Source organism: Mucilaginibacter sp. P1_D10, assembly GCF_056406215.1.
The window spans coordinates 425,270-439,779 of sequence record NZ_JBFUAP010000001.1; the positions used below are offsets into that span (position 1 = coordinate 425,270).

A 14,510-nucleotide genomic window follows, 5' to 3' on the forward strand; every position below is an offset into this window, starting at 1 on the left:
ACCACAAAACAAAAAAAGTGACCTTTTTTGATGCTATTGTGGTAAAAACACGGAGATTTCCGAAGGTGAATTTTGCGAAAATCGACATTAAAATTCCAGCGGCCCAAGCCTCCGCATATTTTGTCTGATGAGGTATTGCCGGTGCTTTAAATAAGTACTCGGGTTGGTTGCCGACCATCTGAGCGGGCTTGGGAATATTACCGCTATGGCCGCTGCTTCGCGCGCGTTAAGTTGCGATGCCGGTTTATGGAAATAAGCCTGCGAGGCTGCTTCGATACCGTAGATGCCGTCGCCCATTTCTATTACGTTCAAATAAACTTCCATGGTGCGTTTCTTGCTCCAGAAAGCCTCTATCAGCACCGTGAACCATGCCTCCAGGCCCTTGCGTATGAACGAGCGACCCGGGTAAAGGAAAACATTCTTAGCTGTTTGCTGGGTGATGGTGCTGCCACCGATAAGCTTTTTGCTTTTGGCGTTTTTTTGGATTGCCTTTTGTATGGCGTTGAAATCGAAGCCGTGGTTCTCTAAAAAGGTTTGGTCTTCTGCGGCAACGGCGGCGCGTTTCATCGGGTCGGCAATGTCCTCAAAATCAACCCATTCCTTGTCAACCTTCCATGGTTTTCCGGCGGCTTTTTGTTCAAAACCACGTTGTACCATGAGCCAGGTAAACGGCGGATTTACGAAACGGAAAAGCAATACGCCGAAAAGACTTAGGCCTATAAACGCTATAAATAAGAGTTTTACGATGCGGAGTACCAGGCGCAGCACGCCTCCATATTTGGATTTCGGAGCCCGAAACTTCGATTTAGGGGTTTTATTTTTCGCAGAGCGGGTATTAAGGGCCATTATGCCGTAAAGCTATGAAACAAAAAAGGTGTTCTGCAAATGCAAAACACCTTTTTATATCTTCAAATCCGAAATCGGAATCGAGAATTACTCAGCTACTACCTCGAAAGGTACCTGAACTTTTACTTCTTTATGCAGGTTTACGTTTGCAATGTACTCGCCAACGAATTTTGGTTCCTGATCGAAAGTGATACGGCGACGGTCAACTTCGAAACCTTCTTTCTTCAAGGCATCAGCTACCTGTATGGTATTGATAGCACCGAAGATTTTGCCGGTTTCGCCTGCTTTAGCACCAATGGTAAGCTTAACGCCTTCCAAACGTGCAGCAATAGCGTCAGCATCTTTGCGTATTTTCTCTTGTTTGAATTGAGCCTGTTTCAGGTTCTCTGCCAATACTTTACGTGCAGATTCTGTGGCTAATATGGCATAACCCTTAGGGATAAGGAAATTACGGCCATAACCTGGTTTAACGTTTACTACATCGTCTTTATCGCCCAGGTTTTTAACGTCTTGTTTTAAAATAACTTCCATTTTGTAAACCTCCCGATTATTTTAATGAGTCTGTAACGTAAGGTAATAAACCAATGTGGCGTGCACGTTTAACGGCTTGGGCCACTTTACGCTGAAATTTCAACGAAGTACCGGTTAAGCGGCGTGGTAATACTTTACCCTGATCGTTGATGAATTTCAATAAAAAGTTAGCGTCTTTGTAATCGATATACTTGATACCGTTCTTTTTGAAACGGCAGTATTTCTTACGGTTATCCTCCACCTTTGGAGCGGTAACGTATTTAATTTGGTCGTTTGCCATTATTTGCTTTCCTCCACTTTAGCTGCAGGCTTTTTGTTGAAAGCGCCGCTGCGTTTTTTCTCGTTGTATGCTACTGCATGTTTATCCAGAGCAATGGTAAGGAAGCGCAAAACACGCTCATCGCGCCTTAATTCAACTTCCACTTTGTTAATTACTTCACCGGGAGCCTTGAATTCAGTTAAGTGATAGTACCCTGTAGTCTTCTTTTGAATAGGGTACGCAAGTTTCTTCAAACCCCAATTATCCTCCTGGACAATTTCGGCTCCGTTGTCAGTTAGAATTTTGCTGTATTTGGCAATAGCCTCAGTAGCTGTTTCTGTTGACAACAACGGGGTTAGAACGATCACGATTTCGTACTGTTGCATTGTTATACTTTGATTTTTAATTAAATACCCGCTATTACGGGGCTGCAAATGTAGTGAGAATAATGTACTTATGCAAGTAATGCCATAAGGTAATTTATATGATTATTAATGCCTCGTTTCAGCATTTTCGCCGTTGCAGGGCTTCTTTCTTCAAGTTGAAGGTTTTTTAACAATTGTTAACGCTTTTATACGTGCTTCAAAAAAACTTATCGCCCGTTTAAGCGTATCTATATTATAAGCAGTTTCAACTATGGAATTCTCAGAAAGCAGGTACCAGCATGCAGGTACATTGGGGTTTATGTACGATAGGCTTTTCTTACAAAACCCAAACGAAGACGATGAAGTTTTAGAAGGCGACTGGAATGATGAAGAGGACGAAGACTTTGACGATGAGATTGAAAGCAAGAACGATTTGCGCGAGATACGCGTAGGCGATGACGTGCGCGAACCCGACCCGGAAGATGACGATCACCTGCCGGATGATGATTTGCAGTAGGTTTTAGTGGGGTAAATATCAAACTTCGGCAAAAACCTCATCAAGCGTTAAAACAAAGCCAGGCAATATCGGCGTTGTTATTTCGTCGCCTATGGTAAGTAGTTTTGATGCCTGATATTTAGCGTCGATGAGGGTGTACTTCAGAAATGTTTTTTCTTCGGGGTGGATAATCCAATATTCAGATACCCCCGCTTCTTCATACACTTCATATTTATTTTGGAGTTCTTTTTTGTTATTGCCCGGCGATAGTATCTCAACCATAATATCCGGTGCACCCAGGCATCCGCGGATATCTATTTTCTCGGGGTCGCAAACCACGCAAACATCGGGCTGAACTACTGTTGTAATATCCTTATTGTCTGAAGAGCGTTTCTTCAATCGAACGTCAAAAGGTGCTGAAAAAACCTTACACGGTTTGCCCTTTAGGTGATTGTATAAGGAATTAAATACCGCACCAAAAATAATTTGATGTACAGAACTTGGTGCAGGGCTCATTTTAAATATTTTACCCTTAATCAGTTCTAATCGCTCATCAAATGTCCATTTAAGGTAGTCGGCATAAGTATAAGTTTTGTTGATATCTAAATCTGATAGCTGCATCGTTGGCAAATGTTATTTTCAAATATAAGCGTTTGAAAACAAATACTGTTCCCCGCATCATCCCGGAAAGTGAATTTCCCTATTTTTTAATGCCCAATTCTTGCTACCTTTATACCTGTGGATAATTTTATTGTTTCGGCACGCAAATACCGCCCGGCTACTTTTGAAACGGTTGTTGGTCAGCAACATATCACCAATACGTTAAAAAACGCCATCAAAAATAACCAGCTGGCGCAGGCGTTTTTGTTCTGCGGGCCAAGGGGCGTGGGTAAAACTACCTGTGCGCGTATCCTGGCAAAAACCATCAACTGCACCAACCTGCAACCCAATGGCGAAGCCTGCGGCACTTGCGATAGCTGCCGCGCTTTTACCAACGGAAACTCATTTAACGTTCACGAACTGGATGCCGCATCAAACAACTCGGTAGATGATATCCGCAGCCTGATAGAGCAGGTACGCATACCGCCACAAGCTGCACGTTACAAGGTTTATATTATAGATGAGGTGCACATGCTATCGCAGGCGGCGTTCAACGCTTTCCTGAAAACGCTGGAAGAACCACCTAATTACGCTATATTTATATTAGCCACTACCGAGAAGCATAAGATACTGCCAACCATCCTTTCGCGCTGCCAGATATTCGATTTTAACCGCATACGGGTAGAGGATATGGCCGGGCACCTGGCCAACATCGCGCAAAAAGAAAGCATCAGCTACGAAAACGACGGCCTGCACATCATCGCCCAAAAGGCAGATGGCGGCTTGCGGGATGCGCTCTCCATGTTCGACCAAATCGTGAGCTTCAGCGGTGGCAATGTTACCTACCGCTCGGTTATTGATAACCTCAACATACTTGATTACGATTATTATTTCAGCATAACTGATAGGCTGCTGGGCGAGGATAACGCCCAAACCCTGCTGCTTTTTGATGAGATATTATCTAAAGGATTTGATGGTGCGCATTTTATATCCGGCCTTTCTGAGCATTTCCGCAACCTGCTGGTGGGCAAGGATACTGCTACTATCAAATTGCTTGAGGTGAGCGAAACTATAAAAGCGCGTTACCTGCAGCAATCGCAGGCGGCATCTGTTTCTTTCCTGCTCTCGGCCATGAATATCGCCAACCAGTGCGATATTGGTTACAAGCAAAGCAAAAACCAACGTTTGCAGGTAGAGCTGGCGTTGTTGAAGATGTGCCACCTGCTCTCGGTATTCAATTTGGCCACTGCGCCAATGCCACAGGCAGTAGCTGCCCCGCAAGGGGAGCTAAAAAAAAAACCTGATACAGTAACAAAAAGCGATACTTTACCGCCTGCAAACACCGATGAGGTACCTTTGCTGCGCGATACCCCCGCTGTTTTTAACCGTATGCCGCCGCAGGAAACCGCTAAGGCATCGGTTGCTGCCGCACCGATAGAGACTGCCCCATTAGCCGGGAAAGCCAAAGTATCTCTTATGGCCAATCTTAATGCAGGGGGGGCAACCACCAAAATACCCAATTTTAAAGAGTTGGGTAAACAGGTAGAAGAGGCCCTGGCGATAGAAGAGGACCCTTACTTAAAAGGGGAGGACAAGGAACCTTTCACCATCGACGAGTTTTTGCAGCTATGGACCAACCACGGCGCAAAGCTGAAAGCGGAGGGTAAATCGGCCAGTTTGTATAATATTTTTACATCGGTTACCCCCAGGGTGCTATCGCCCGGGAATTTTGAGGTGCTTGTATCCAATAAAGTACAGGAAAAAGATTTTAGGGACGAGCGGCCCAACGTGCTTAACTTTTTACGTACCACGCTGCGCAACTTCGATATAGAGGTAAACGCCCGTGTAGAAGAAACAACGGTAGTGCGTAAACCTTACACCTCGCTGGAGAAATTTCAGCACATGGCTGCCAAAAACCCGCAGCTGATGGATCTGAAGAATAAGTTTAATTTAGATTTCGATTAGGTTGGCGCGAATTAAGCAAAAGGGACGGCTCTCATAAAAGCCATCCCTTTTGTTCTCGTATTTTTGATTGGCAACCTTTCTAACTTCTTCAACCTTCCCCTAACTTACTTATCATTCTTAGGGTAACCTTCTTCGTCCAGGTCGTCGCGATCATCTTCTGGCGTGTGGGCGAGTTTGGCATCCAACTGGCTTATTTCTACTATTTTGCCGCTGTCTATATGCATTCCGAGGCTTTCAGCGTCCGTCTCTATAGATCGTACGGCATCATATTCGCCCTTGGTATCGTAAGGGTTTGCCTCGTCGTAGCTGGAGTTGATATCGTCGCCGTTTTTTACGGCTGTGTCGTAGGGGTCGGGGTGGTCGTAATCCGGGTCGTCGCCTTTTACATCGTATTCAAAGCTGTCCTCGGCTTCGTTAAAATTAAGGTCGTCGCTATCGGCGGTATCCTCTGCGTTGTTTTCCAGGTCTTCGTCCCTGTATTCAGGGTCGGTTTTCTGTCCGTTGTTTTCGTCGTTGGCTATCATAGGTTTTTGTTTTGTACACTATTATACATTAAAAACCCTGCCAAAAAGCCCGTGTTTACAACGCAGGGATCAATAACGTATTTGTTTGCGGTATGAGGTAACGCCGCCTATTGCAAATTTAAGAGATACGCTGTATTGTATCAACAAGTCTTTGCTTTTGCCGGCGGCGAAGCCGTCCATATTATCGCCAAAATCGTGAATGTACGATGCGCCAATATCCACCTTAAACGATGGCTCGTTGTATTGGCTAAAGAATTTCAGTTCGTAACCCAGCCTCAAAGGCATCAACAGTTCGTTGCTTTTATCCAGGCCATCGGTAAAAAAACCGGGGGTGATTTCAGATGTACGGTGGATATCCTTAATATCGTTCATGATATAACCCAGCCCGCCCGATATATAAAGGTTTTTGACGGCGTTCATAAAACCGCTGCGCGAATAATCTATCAGTTCACCTGCCTGTAATTGGCCCCTGAATAAAAAAGCAGTGTAGCTGTTTTTGAAATACCTGCCCGATTTCGTTATCGGATCGCCGCCTTCCAGGTTCCCGACCTGTATCTCTACAATGTAATTTACGAATGGGGTTGCGTTGTAAGTGAAGCCAACATTTATGCCCACTTTGTTTTTAAGGGTTTCTGCATCGCCATAAACTTTGTTGACCGAACCGCCCAGGCTAAAATCGTACTGGGCATAATCGTAGCCAATTTGAGCTTTAGACAGTAGCGCGAAAGAGGTTAATAAAAGCGTAAAAAATGTTGTTTTGAAAAGCAACTTCATCATAATATAACAGCAATGCTACAGGTAAAATAGCGGATAATAAATTTTTTATAAAACTTAGCGGCTACAACTTATATGGCAACACCGCCACTAAATTAATTGCCGGGGTTAAAATACACTATTTATTTTATTGTTTGCTTATCGGGAAAACGAATTTTCACCCCGGGCAATTGCAAATAATTTAAACAAAGCCCCTACATAGCGCGGCTTTTTTAAAATTATGGCGGTATTGTGAAAATTTACAAATAAAATTTTATGTAAGTTTGAAACCGTTAAATCAAAATAATAACCATAGTAAGGTATGTCTAAAATTAAAGTACAAAACCCGGTAGTTGAGCTGGATGGTGATGAAATGACACGCATCATCTGGAAATTCATAAAAGATAAATTGATTATCCCTTATCTGGATGTGGATATAAAATATTACGATCTGGGTATCGAGTATCGCGACGAGACAGATGACCAGGTTACCATCGATGCTGCAAACGCCATTAAACAATATGGTGTGGGCATAAAATGCGCCACCATTACGCCCGATGAAGATCGAGTGAAAGAATTTAGCCTTAAACAGATGTGGAAATCGCCTAACGGCACTATCCGTAATATATTAGATGGTACCGTTTTCCGCGAGCCGATAGTGATGAGCAACGTGCCGCGTTTAGTACCTAACTGGACCGCCCCTATATGCATTGGCCGCCACGCTTTTGGCGATCAGTACCGCGCTACCGACTTTTTAACTAAAGGCAAAGGTAAGCTTACCGTTAAGTTTACGCCCGAGGACGGCAGCCCCGAGCAATCGTTCGAGGTGTTCAACTTCAAAGGCGATGGCGTGGCTTTAACCATGTACAACACCGACGAATCTATTATTGGCTTTGCGCACGCTTGCTTTAACCAGGCGTTGATGAAGGGCTGGCCGTTATACTTGTCTACCAAAAACACCATCCTTAAAAAATACGATGGCCGTTTTAAAGATATCTTCGAAGAGATATACCAGGCAGATTACAAAACTAAGTTTACCGAAGCAGGCATCACTTACGAGCACCGCCTTATCGACGACATGGTTGCATCGGCCCTTAAATGGAACGGCAACTTTGTATGGGCTTGTAAAAACTACGATGGCGACGTACAATCAGACACCGTTGCGCAAGGTTTTGGTTCACTCGGTTTAATGACCTCTACCCTGGTTACTCCTGACGGAACCGTAATGGAAGCAGAAGCAGCGCACGGCACCGTAACCCGCCACTACCGCGAGCACCAGGCCGGTCGGCCAACATCTACCAACCCAATTGCATCTATTTTTGCATGGACACGCGGCTTAGAGTTCCGCGGTATATTGGATGGCAACCAGGAACTGATTGATTTCTGCAAGGCTTTGGAAGAAGTTTGTATAGAAACCGTAGAAAGCGGCAAAATGACCAAAGATTTGGCCATCACCATAAAACCAAAGGTTGAACACGGTACCGATTACCTGTACACCGAAGAGTTTTTGGAAGCTATCGACGAAAATTTGAAAAAGAAGCTGGGTAAGTAATTATCCGCTTTAAATATTTGGAAGCCTGTCCTTGAAAAAGGATGGGCTTTTTTTGGTTGTAACCTGCCTTTAACCTCCTACGTCTCAGCCGGCATGAAAATTCCCTTTATCTGGCAATATTGCCTTGCCTTTATGGCTTTTGTTTTTGTGTTTGGACAATTGCACGAAATAGCACACCTAACCGCCGCCTATTGGGTTTGCAGCAAGCCAGGCATACAACTCGATTTTAACTTATGGACCTTGAGCAAGGATTGCGAAGGTTCACCGTCAGCCTACCTACCAACCATATTTGGCCCGGTATTTAGCTACCTATGTATGTGGGTAGGGTTTTTTATGTTACGGTCTGATAACAAAAACCTTTGGCCAACTGCTTTTGCTTTGGTTATTGGTAACGTAGCCTTTGCACGCATACTTACTGCAGGCATGGGTGGGGGAGATGAAACCACGGTATTGAAGGTTTTGCTGAGCGGACAGTCGATGTGGCTTATAAAAGGGCTTGGTTTTGCACTCGTTTTCTCTCTTGCTTTTCCGCCACTGTACATGGTTTATAAAAGGCTGGCAGATAGACATCGCGTTTGGGTTTTGGCTGCATTTTGCGTGTTGCCATTAATTATCATGATGCTGTATGAATTTATTTTGTTGGGTAAGGTAATAAAGGCCGGAGTGCTTCCGCAGGCCCACCTTTTAGGCATAGCCGATTTTATTTACCTGCACACAGCGTTGATGGCTGTTGTTGTGTTGGTTTTTAGAAAAACCTTGTTTGGGGCTTCATCAAAATCTTTAACTTAGCCGTCACTAACAAAGCATACCCATGTCAGCATTATATCCGCTAAAATTCAAAACCATCTACAAAGACAAAATTTGGGGTGGCCACAAAATACAAACCTACCTGCATAAAGATATTGGTAATTTGCCAAATTGCGGCGAAACCTGGGAAATATCGGGCGTAAAGTCCGATGTATCTGTAGTGGATGGCGGAGCGCTCGAGGGCCAATCGCTGGCTGCCTTGCTGGAGCAATACCAGGGCCAGTTGGTGGGCGATAAGGTGTATGCGCATTTCGGCAACATCTTCCCGCTGCTGGTTAAATTTATAGATGCTGCCGACGACCTGAGCGTACAGGTGCACCCTAATGACGAGTTGGCCAAAGAACGCCACAACTCTTTCGGTAAAACTGAGATGTGGTATGTGATTGAAGCCGACCCTGGCAGCACCCTCATTACCGGCTTTAACCGCGAAATGACCGAGCAGGAGTATATGGATGCCTTAAACAGCGGCCACATTATGGATATACTCAACAAAGAAGAGGTCGCTGCGGGTGATGTTTACTTTTTACCCGCCGGCCGCGTGCACACCATTGGCAAAGGCTTGCTTATTGCCGAAATACAGCAAACATCTGATATCACCTATCGCATTTACGATTTTGATAGGGTAGATGATAAGGGCAACAAACGCGAGTTGCACACGCAGGAAGCATTAGCAGCAATCGACTATAAGCATTACGACGAGTACAAAACGCTTTACATTCCCCAGAAAGACGAAACGGTGCGCGCAGTAAGCTGCCCGTATTTTACTACTAACATCATGGATTTCACTGAGGGGGTAACAAAAGATTACTCCTTCCTCGATTCATTCGTGATACACGTTTGCGTGGCAGGCGAGTACACCATTACGCATGAAGGTGCCGCATATCCGGTAAAAATGGGCGAGTGCATACTGTTACCAAAAACTATAGATACGGTAGAACTTACAACCACTACCGGCTTCAAGATACTGGAAAGTTATATTGAATAAATTGGCTTAATGGCAAGCGCCTGCGCGCTTGCTTCTCATCACTTTACGGAGACGCGCTAACCCCGCGTCTTTTTTTGTTTGGGTTGGGGAGCACCCAAAACAAAATTAGTTTAAACCACCGAATCCAGGCCTGGGCTGATAAGAGTTGATAATTTCTGCAACGTGCGATTCGCTTATCGGCTTCAGGATATAATCTTTTATCGCCGGATTATTTTTGGCTCGGTTAATATCTTTAATGTCTACCGAAGAACTTATTGCGTACACGGAGATTTTTTTCCCGATTAGGGATTTTATTTCCTCAAAATTTTGGGTAAACTCCCAACCATCCATCACCGGCATATTGATATCCACGAATATTACATCGGGCAGGCTGCCGGAGTAGCTTGGGTCTTTAAGGTAGTCTATGGCCTCCTTGCCATTACTGAAATGAAGGATATGCGCAAAAACACCCTTTATTTCTATGAATTTTTTGAAGCCGTAAATGAAAATATCGTCGTCATCAATTATACAGGCCGTCACCATTTGTCGTTCAAAAATCATCCGTTATATAAATTTTATACCAGCCTTATAGTAAATTTTGTGCCAATATTTACAGTACTGTCTATGTCGATGGTGCCACCGAGGGCCTCAATCTGGTTACGGGTAATAAAAAGACCAATGCCCTTGGCATCTTTGTTTTGATGGAAGGTGCGGTACATGCCAAATAGCTGGTCGCCATGGCGTTTCAGGTCAATGCCAATGCCGTTGTCTTCAAATATCAGGTATGTGTGTTTATCGTCTCTTTGCGTGTAGCAGTTTACTATAGGGGGGCGGTCGGGATGTTTATATTTTATGGCGTTGGTAAGCAGGTTCTGAAAAACGCTCTCCAGGTAGGCCGGGATATAGCTTACCTCCGGCGCATCGCTGAAATCTGCGGTTATTTGCGCATTCGTGGCATCGATATTTGCTCTTAAGATGGCTTTAACATTATCGAAGATGGTACGGAACGCTACCAGTTTGCGTTCTTTGCCAATTTCAGATTGTATCTTCACAATCTCATCCAGGTGGCCCATCGTGGCGCTGAGGCTATCGCTTATGGTTTTGATGTGCGAAAATATCTCCTGCTTATCATTCTCCAGCCTGGTTTCTTCGAACAGGTTTACCATAAACTTAAGGTTGCCAGCATGCGAGCGCAGGTTGTGCGAAACGATGTAGGCGAAGTTTTGCAGGCGTTTGTTCTGGTCATCCAACAGGTTGATGGATGATTGCATGCTTAGCCCGCTTTTCTTGATGATATCTATATCCTGGAAAATCCCCCTTACGGCAATGCATTTGCCGTAGTTATCAATAACAGGCAAGCCTTTGGTACGCACCCAAATAACATTGTTTTTGGCCGTTTTGAAAAGCACCTCCAAATCGTAAGGTTTGCTTAGGTGTATAGCATCCTCAATAGCTTTGGCCACAACGGGGCGATACTGCGGTTCAAAAAAGCTAAGGGCTTCCTCTATATCCAGTTTCACGTCGCCATAAAGCTCGTAAATATTATATATCTCGCGCGATAAATGCAGTGCCATGGTAGATACATCTATCTCCCAGCCGCCCAGGCGGGCAATGCGGCCCGTTTCAGAGCACATGAATTCGGCTTGCGCAGCCTTAAATTCTGCAACCTTGTAGTTATTGATGTTATTCAACACGCCGTACACAAACTGGCCGTCGCCCTCATCGTGCTTAAGGGCCGAGCTTTCGAACCATTGGTAGCCCTGCGCTTTAGTAAGCAGCCTGATATGCGCAATTGGGGTAGGGCCGGGGCCGGTGTAATGGGTGGCTTTTAAAAAGGTTTGCTTATCGTGGTAGTAAAGGATGTTCTCGAAGAAGTTGTGGTATGAGCATTCGATTTCTCCGGGGGCGTATCCTAAAATAGCGTAGAACCCGTCAGACCATTTTGCTTTTTTGGTAACGGTGTTATACTCCCATACGCCGGTATTAATATTGTTTATTAAACGCGCAAGATGAGCCGGGCTTTCTCCAAAGAAATTATGACACTCAAAAAAACTCATCTGTACTTAGTTCCCTGTTCTGTTTAAAATCAATAGCATTAATACGAATAAACATGCCAAAAAAGGGCCTTAGCCCTCAATACAACTCAGCGTTGTTGCAATCTCTTTATGTAATATAGACTTTACTTTAATTGGTATGATACTTATAGGGCTGCTAAATTATCAATTATATCATAATTTATATGCCTTATTATTAGCATTATATCACTAAATATAAACATACTTTAAAAAGTATGTAAAACACTTATACGGCGGAAAGTAATAAGAGTTGTAATTATTATGAGTGGTACCCATAGGCAATGTTCCATTGCCAAATGGTTAAATATTTGCCGCGTAATTAACATATTTAAAAGCAGGGCAACACCGGCAGCAGTAGGGGCTCCCGTATATCTGTTAGCGTATTTGTATCGTTTTTAAAAATGAGACTATAACGCGAAGTTAACTCTCAACTAAAATTATATATTTAGCGGTGCCAATTATATTTTATGAAAAAGATACACTATAAATTCCTCTCGGCATTGTTTATTGCCGCCCTAACTTCTGTTGCAGCTTTCGCGCAAAAAGCGCCCGCCGGAAAAATATGGACACCCGCTAAGGCCAATGCCTGGTATGCGCAGCATAAATGGATGAGCGGCAGCGATTTTATCCCGAGTACTGCTATCAACCAACTGGAAATGTGGCAGGCCGATACCTTCGACGCGGCTACCATAGATAAAGAGCTGGGCTACGCCGAAGGCCTTGGCTTCAACACCATGAGGGTGTTTCTCTACAGCCTTGCGTGGAAACAAGATAAACCGGGCTTTAAAAAGCGCATGGATCAATATCTGGCTATTGCCAATAAGCACCATATTCAAACCATGTTCGTTTTTTTTGACGATTGCTGGAACGCCGATGCCAAAATTGGCAAGCAGCCTGCTCCAAAAACCGGCATCCACAATTCGGGCTGGCTGCAGGATCCCGGCAACAGGATTAAAGACGCAGGGATATTCCCCGAACTGGAAGCGTACGTGAAAGACATAATGACCACCTTTAAACACGATAAACGCATACTGCTTTGGGATTTGTTCAACGAGCCGGGCAACTCCGGCAAGCGCGAGGCATCGATGCCTTTGCTGGTTAAGGTATTTGCCTGGGCGCGTGCGGTAAACCCTGATCAGCCAGTATCTGCCGGCTTGTGGGATTGGAGCTACGAGAAGTTGAATGCCTACCAGGCCCTTAACTCGGATGTGATTACCTATCATGATTATACCGACGAGAAATCGCACCTTAAAACTATACAGTTGCTTAAAAGCCACGGAAAACCGCTCATTTGCACCGAATATATGGCCCGCACCCGCGGCAGCAAATTTGCCAACGTGATGCCTATGCTAAAGACAGAAAACGTCGGCGCGCTGAACTGGGGTTTTGTGATGGGTAAAACCAACACCATATACGCCTGGGACAACCCCATCCCCAATGGCAGCGAACCGAAAGAATGGTTCCACGATATCTTTAGGAAAGACGGAACGCCTTACCGCCAGGAAGAGGTTGACCTGATTAAAAAACTGAACGCCAAATAAAACGCTATGAAGAGGTTATTGGTTTGCTTTATCTTGATCTGCGCCGGGGAATACGCCTTGGCGCAGCAAAAAACAGTAAAGTACGATTTGCTACGGCTGCTTGCGGATAAGAAAATCAACGTAGTTAACCGGGAGGCATCTGCTGTTGTGGATGGCATTAAAACCGGCATAAAGTTATCTGCCCGCGACGATGATGGCTTTGCCTGGCTGGATGGTGTAAGCTTTGCCGATGGCACCATAGAGCTGGATATTAAAGGTAAGGATGTATTGCAGCATAGCTTTGTAGGTATAGCCTTCCATGGCGCAGATACGGGGCACCTTGCGGAGGTTATCTACTTCCGCCCGTTCAACTTTAGGGCTGCCGACCCGGTGCGGAAGATACATGCCGTGCAATATGTATCGTTACCAAAATACGATTGGGAGTACCTGCGCGAGAACTCCAACGGCCAATACGAAAAAGGGATAGAACCCGCGCCTAAAGCCGATGAATGGTTCCATGCGAAAATTGTAGTGGCATACCCGCAGGTAAGCGTTTATGTAAACGGCAACACCCGGCCAAGCCTTTCTGTAAAGATGCTCGGTACCGCCAAAACCGGCAAGCTGGGCCTTTGGGTGGGCAATACCTCCGACGGGGAGTTTGCCAACCTAACGGTTACAGAGTAGCTGAACGCCGGATTGAGGTGGTAGATTTTGTCCAGTTTTTATTTTATAGAAATTCTAAAAATCAAGCAACGTGCAAGGATGCTTGATTTTGCCAAAAAACCTTTAAAAATCGTAGTTTTTCTTTGGTTTTTCGGTGTTTTTCTTAGTTTTTCGAACTTTTTTCGGAAAGGGGTAGAAAATGCCATTATTTTTTCAAATGACTGATTTTCAATAAGTTGTTATTTATCAGGCAAGATCTCAATTTCCAGCTTTTTCCAGCTTTTGCGCTGATTTTAGCTATAGGTTTCCAGGAATTTCCAGCTTTGGAATTTCAAAATCAAGCTCATCGTTTAATCCGATGAATCATGGTTCAGACAGTGCGCCAGGGATTGCAGTCCCCACAGCTGTGGGGAGCCATTGCGCGTAAAGCCTGCAGGCGTATAAACGGAAAGCCCGGCCTGCATGTCGGCAGAAAGGCCCAAAGGGGGCGCCAGGCTGATCGATAAATGCGCGTGTGCCGGTTAATAAAGCAATGGCCGGTATGCACACACACAAATATCATGGCTTTCTCCTTACCAACAAGTGTTTGT

16 protein-coding genes are annotated in these 14,510 nt (G+C 44.7%); 7 read left to right on the top strand and 9 right to left on the bottom strand.

What is annotated here, in order from left to right:
* Window positions 1-87 precede the first annotated feature (87 nt).
* From mtgA to rpsF, 4 genes are all read right to left on the bottom strand, one after another.
* Window positions 88-846, bottom strand: a complete 759-nt coding sequence (mtgA, locus tag AC1DYT_RS01890) for a monofunctional biosynthetic peptidoglycan transglycosylase (RefSeq protein ID WP_477467958.1) — start codon at window positions 844-846, stop codon at window positions 88-90.
* 87 nt (window positions 847-933) lie between these two features.
* Window positions 934-1,377, bottom strand: coding sequence for a 50S ribosomal protein L9 (gene rplI, locus AC1DYT_RS01895; RefSeq protein ID WP_477460731.1), 444 nt, complete (start codon window positions 1,375-1,377; stop codon window positions 934-936).
* A 16-nt stretch (window positions 1,378-1,393) separates the two neighbouring features.
* Window positions 1,394-1,657: a 30S ribosomal protein S18 gene (rpsR, locus tag AC1DYT_RS01900; RefSeq protein ID WP_067054791.1), complete on the bottom strand. Its 264-nt coding sequence runs from the start codon at window positions 1,655-1,657 to the stop codon at window positions 1,394-1,396.
* A complete protein-coding gene (rpsF, locus tag AC1DYT_RS01905) occupies window positions 1,657-2,022 on the bottom strand; it encodes a 30S ribosomal protein S6 (RefSeq protein ID WP_477467959.1) in 366 nt (121 codons plus the stop codon). Before rpsF ends, rpsR begins: the two co-directional genes overlap by 1 nt.
* A gap of 250 nt (window positions 2,023-2,272) precedes the next feature.
* On the opposite strand from rpsF, the gene AC1DYT_RS01910 reads away from it, so the two are divergent.
* The gene (locus AC1DYT_RS01910) at window positions 2,273-2,518 is read left to right on the top strand and encodes a hypothetical protein (RefSeq protein ID WP_477467960.1); all 246 of its coding nucleotides are present in this window, start codon (window positions 2,273-2,275) and stop codon (window positions 2,516-2,518) included.
* Between the two features lie 18 nt (window positions 2,519-2,536).
* Here AC1DYT_RS01910 and AC1DYT_RS01915 read toward each other — a convergent pair whose 3' ends face one another.
* Window positions 2,537-3,118, bottom strand: coding sequence for a Uma2 family endonuclease (locus tag AC1DYT_RS01915; protein ID WP_477467961.1), 582 nt, complete (start codon window positions 3,116-3,118; stop codon window positions 2,537-2,539).
* A gap of 117 nt (window positions 3,119-3,235) precedes the next feature.
* Between AC1DYT_RS01915 and AC1DYT_RS01920 the strand changes: the two genes are divergently transcribed.
* Window positions 3,236-5,062, top strand: a complete 1,827-nt coding sequence (locus AC1DYT_RS01920) for a DNA polymerase III subunit gamma/tau (protein WP_477467962.1) — start codon at window positions 3,236-3,238, stop codon at window positions 5,060-5,062.
* 104 nt (window positions 5,063-5,166) lie between these two features.
* Here the strand turns inward: AC1DYT_RS01920 and AC1DYT_RS01925 are convergent, their stop codons facing one another.
* Entirely contained in the window at window positions 5,167-5,586 is a 420-nt protein-coding gene (locus tag AC1DYT_RS01925; RefSeq protein WP_477467963.1) for a hypothetical protein, read from the bottom strand.
* Between the two features lie 69 nt (window positions 5,587-5,655).
* A complete protein-coding gene (locus AC1DYT_RS01930) occupies window positions 5,656-6,363 on the bottom strand; it encodes a hypothetical protein (RefSeq protein WP_477467964.1) in 708 nt (235 codons plus the stop codon).
* Between the two features lie 298 nt (window positions 6,364-6,661).
* Here AC1DYT_RS01930 and AC1DYT_RS01935 point away from each other — a divergent pair, with 298 nt between their 5' ends.
* The 3 genes from AC1DYT_RS01935 (at window position 6,662) to AC1DYT_RS01945 (ending at window position 9,683) form a co-directional block, all read left to right on the top strand.
* Window positions 6,662-7,891: an NADP-dependent isocitrate dehydrogenase gene (locus tag AC1DYT_RS01935; RefSeq protein ID WP_477467965.1), complete on the top strand. Its 1,230-nt coding sequence runs from the start codon at window positions 6,662-6,664 to the stop codon at window positions 7,889-7,891.
* A gap of 132 nt (window positions 7,892-8,023) precedes the next feature.
* A complete protein-coding gene (locus AC1DYT_RS01940) occupies window positions 8,024-8,680 on the top strand; it encodes a hypothetical protein (RefSeq protein WP_477467966.1) in 657 nt (218 codons plus the stop codon).
* A 22-nt stretch (window positions 8,681-8,702) separates the two neighbouring features.
* A complete protein-coding gene (locus AC1DYT_RS01945) occupies window positions 8,703-9,683 on the top strand; it encodes a type I phosphomannose isomerase catalytic subunit (RefSeq protein WP_477467967.1) in 981 nt (326 codons plus the stop codon).
* A gap of 105 nt (window positions 9,684-9,788) precedes the next feature.
* On the opposite strand, the gene AC1DYT_RS01950 is transcribed toward AC1DYT_RS01945, so the two are convergent.
* Together AC1DYT_RS01950 and AC1DYT_RS01955 are read right to left on the bottom strand one after the other, a co-directional pair.
* Window positions 9,789-10,223 (bottom strand): response regulator, encoded by a 435-nt coding sequence (locus tag AC1DYT_RS01950; RefSeq protein ID WP_477467968.1) that lies wholly within the window; start codon window positions 10,221-10,223, stop codon window positions 9,789-9,791.
* 14 nt (window positions 10,224-10,237) lie between these two features.
* A complete protein-coding gene (locus AC1DYT_RS01955) occupies window positions 10,238-11,719 on the bottom strand; it encodes a PAS domain-containing sensor histidine kinase (RefSeq protein WP_477467969.1) in 1,482 nt (493 codons plus the stop codon).
* 485 nt (window positions 11,720-12,204) lie between these two features.
* Here AC1DYT_RS01955 and AC1DYT_RS01960 point away from each other — a divergent pair, with 485 nt between their 5' ends.
* Together AC1DYT_RS01960 and AC1DYT_RS01965 are read left to right on the top strand one after the other, a co-directional pair.
* Window positions 12,205-13,278, top strand: a complete 1,074-nt coding sequence (locus AC1DYT_RS01960; RefSeq protein WP_477467970.1) for a glycoside hydrolase 5 family protein — start codon at window positions 12,205-12,207, stop codon at window positions 13,276-13,278.
* A 6-nt stretch (window positions 13,279-13,284) separates the two neighbouring features.
* Window positions 13,285-13,941 carry a 3-keto-alpha-glucoside-1,2-lyase-like domain-containing protein gene (locus AC1DYT_RS01965; protein WP_477467971.1) on the top strand — a complete coding sequence of 219 codons (657 nt, stop codon included), beginning with the start codon at window positions 13,285-13,287 and terminating at the stop codon, window positions 13,939-13,941.
* Window positions 13,942-14,510: the final 569 nt, after the last annotated feature.

Bases quoted from the DNA above. Each gene is read 5' to 3' on its own strand.
- mtgA (WP_477467958.1), bottom strand. From the start codon at position 846: ATGGCCCTTAATACCCGCTCTGCGAAAAATAAAACCCCTAAATCGAAG.
- rplI (WP_477460731.1), bottom strand. From the start codon at position 1,377: ATGGAAGTTATTTTAAAACAAGACGTTAAAAACCTGGGCGATAAAGAC.
- rpsR (WP_067054791.1), bottom strand. From the start codon at position 1,657: ATGGCAAACGACCAAATTAAATACGTTACCGCTCCAAAGGTGGAGGAT.
- rpsF (WP_477467959.1), bottom strand. From the start codon at position 2,022: ATGCAACAGTACGAAATCGTGATCGTTCTAACCCCGTTGTTGTCAACA.
- AC1DYT_RS01910 (WP_477467960.1), top strand. From the start codon at position 2,273: ATGGAATTCTCAGAAAGCAGGTACCAGCATGCAGGTACATTGGGGTTT.
- AC1DYT_RS01915 (WP_477467961.1), bottom strand. From the start codon at position 3,118: ATGCAGCTATCAGATTTAGATATCAACAAAACTTATACTTATGCCGAC.
- AC1DYT_RS01925 (WP_477467963.1), bottom strand. From the start codon at position 5,586: ATGATAGCCAACGACGAAAACAACGGACAGAAAACCGACCCTGAATAC.
- AC1DYT_RS01930 (WP_477467964.1), bottom strand. From the start codon at position 6,363: ATGATGAAGTTGCTTTTCAAAACAACATTTTTTACGCTTTTATTAACC.
- AC1DYT_RS01935 (WP_477467965.1), top strand. From the start codon at position 6,662: ATGTCTAAAATTAAAGTACAAAACCCGGTAGTTGAGCTGGATGGTGAT.
- AC1DYT_RS01940 (WP_477467966.1), top strand. From the start codon at position 8,024: ATGGCTTTTGTTTTTGTGTTTGGACAATTGCACGAAATAGCACACCTA.
- AC1DYT_RS01945 (WP_477467967.1), top strand. From the start codon at position 8,703: ATGTCAGCATTATATCCGCTAAAATTCAAAACCATCTACAAAGACAAA.
- AC1DYT_RS01950 (WP_477467968.1), bottom strand. From the start codon at position 10,223: ATGATTTTTGAACGACAAATGGTGACGGCCTGTATAATTGATGACGAC.
- AC1DYT_RS01955 (WP_477467969.1), bottom strand. From the start codon at position 11,719: ATGAGTTTTTTTGAGTGTCATAATTTCTTTGGAGAAAGCCCGGCTCAT.
- AC1DYT_RS01960 (WP_477467970.1), top strand. From the start codon at position 12,205: ATGAAAAAGATACACTATAAATTCCTCTCGGCATTGTTTATTGCCGCC.
- AC1DYT_RS01965 (WP_477467971.1), top strand. From the start codon at position 13,285: ATGAAGAGGTTATTGGTTTGCTTTATCTTGATCTGCGCCGGGGAATAC.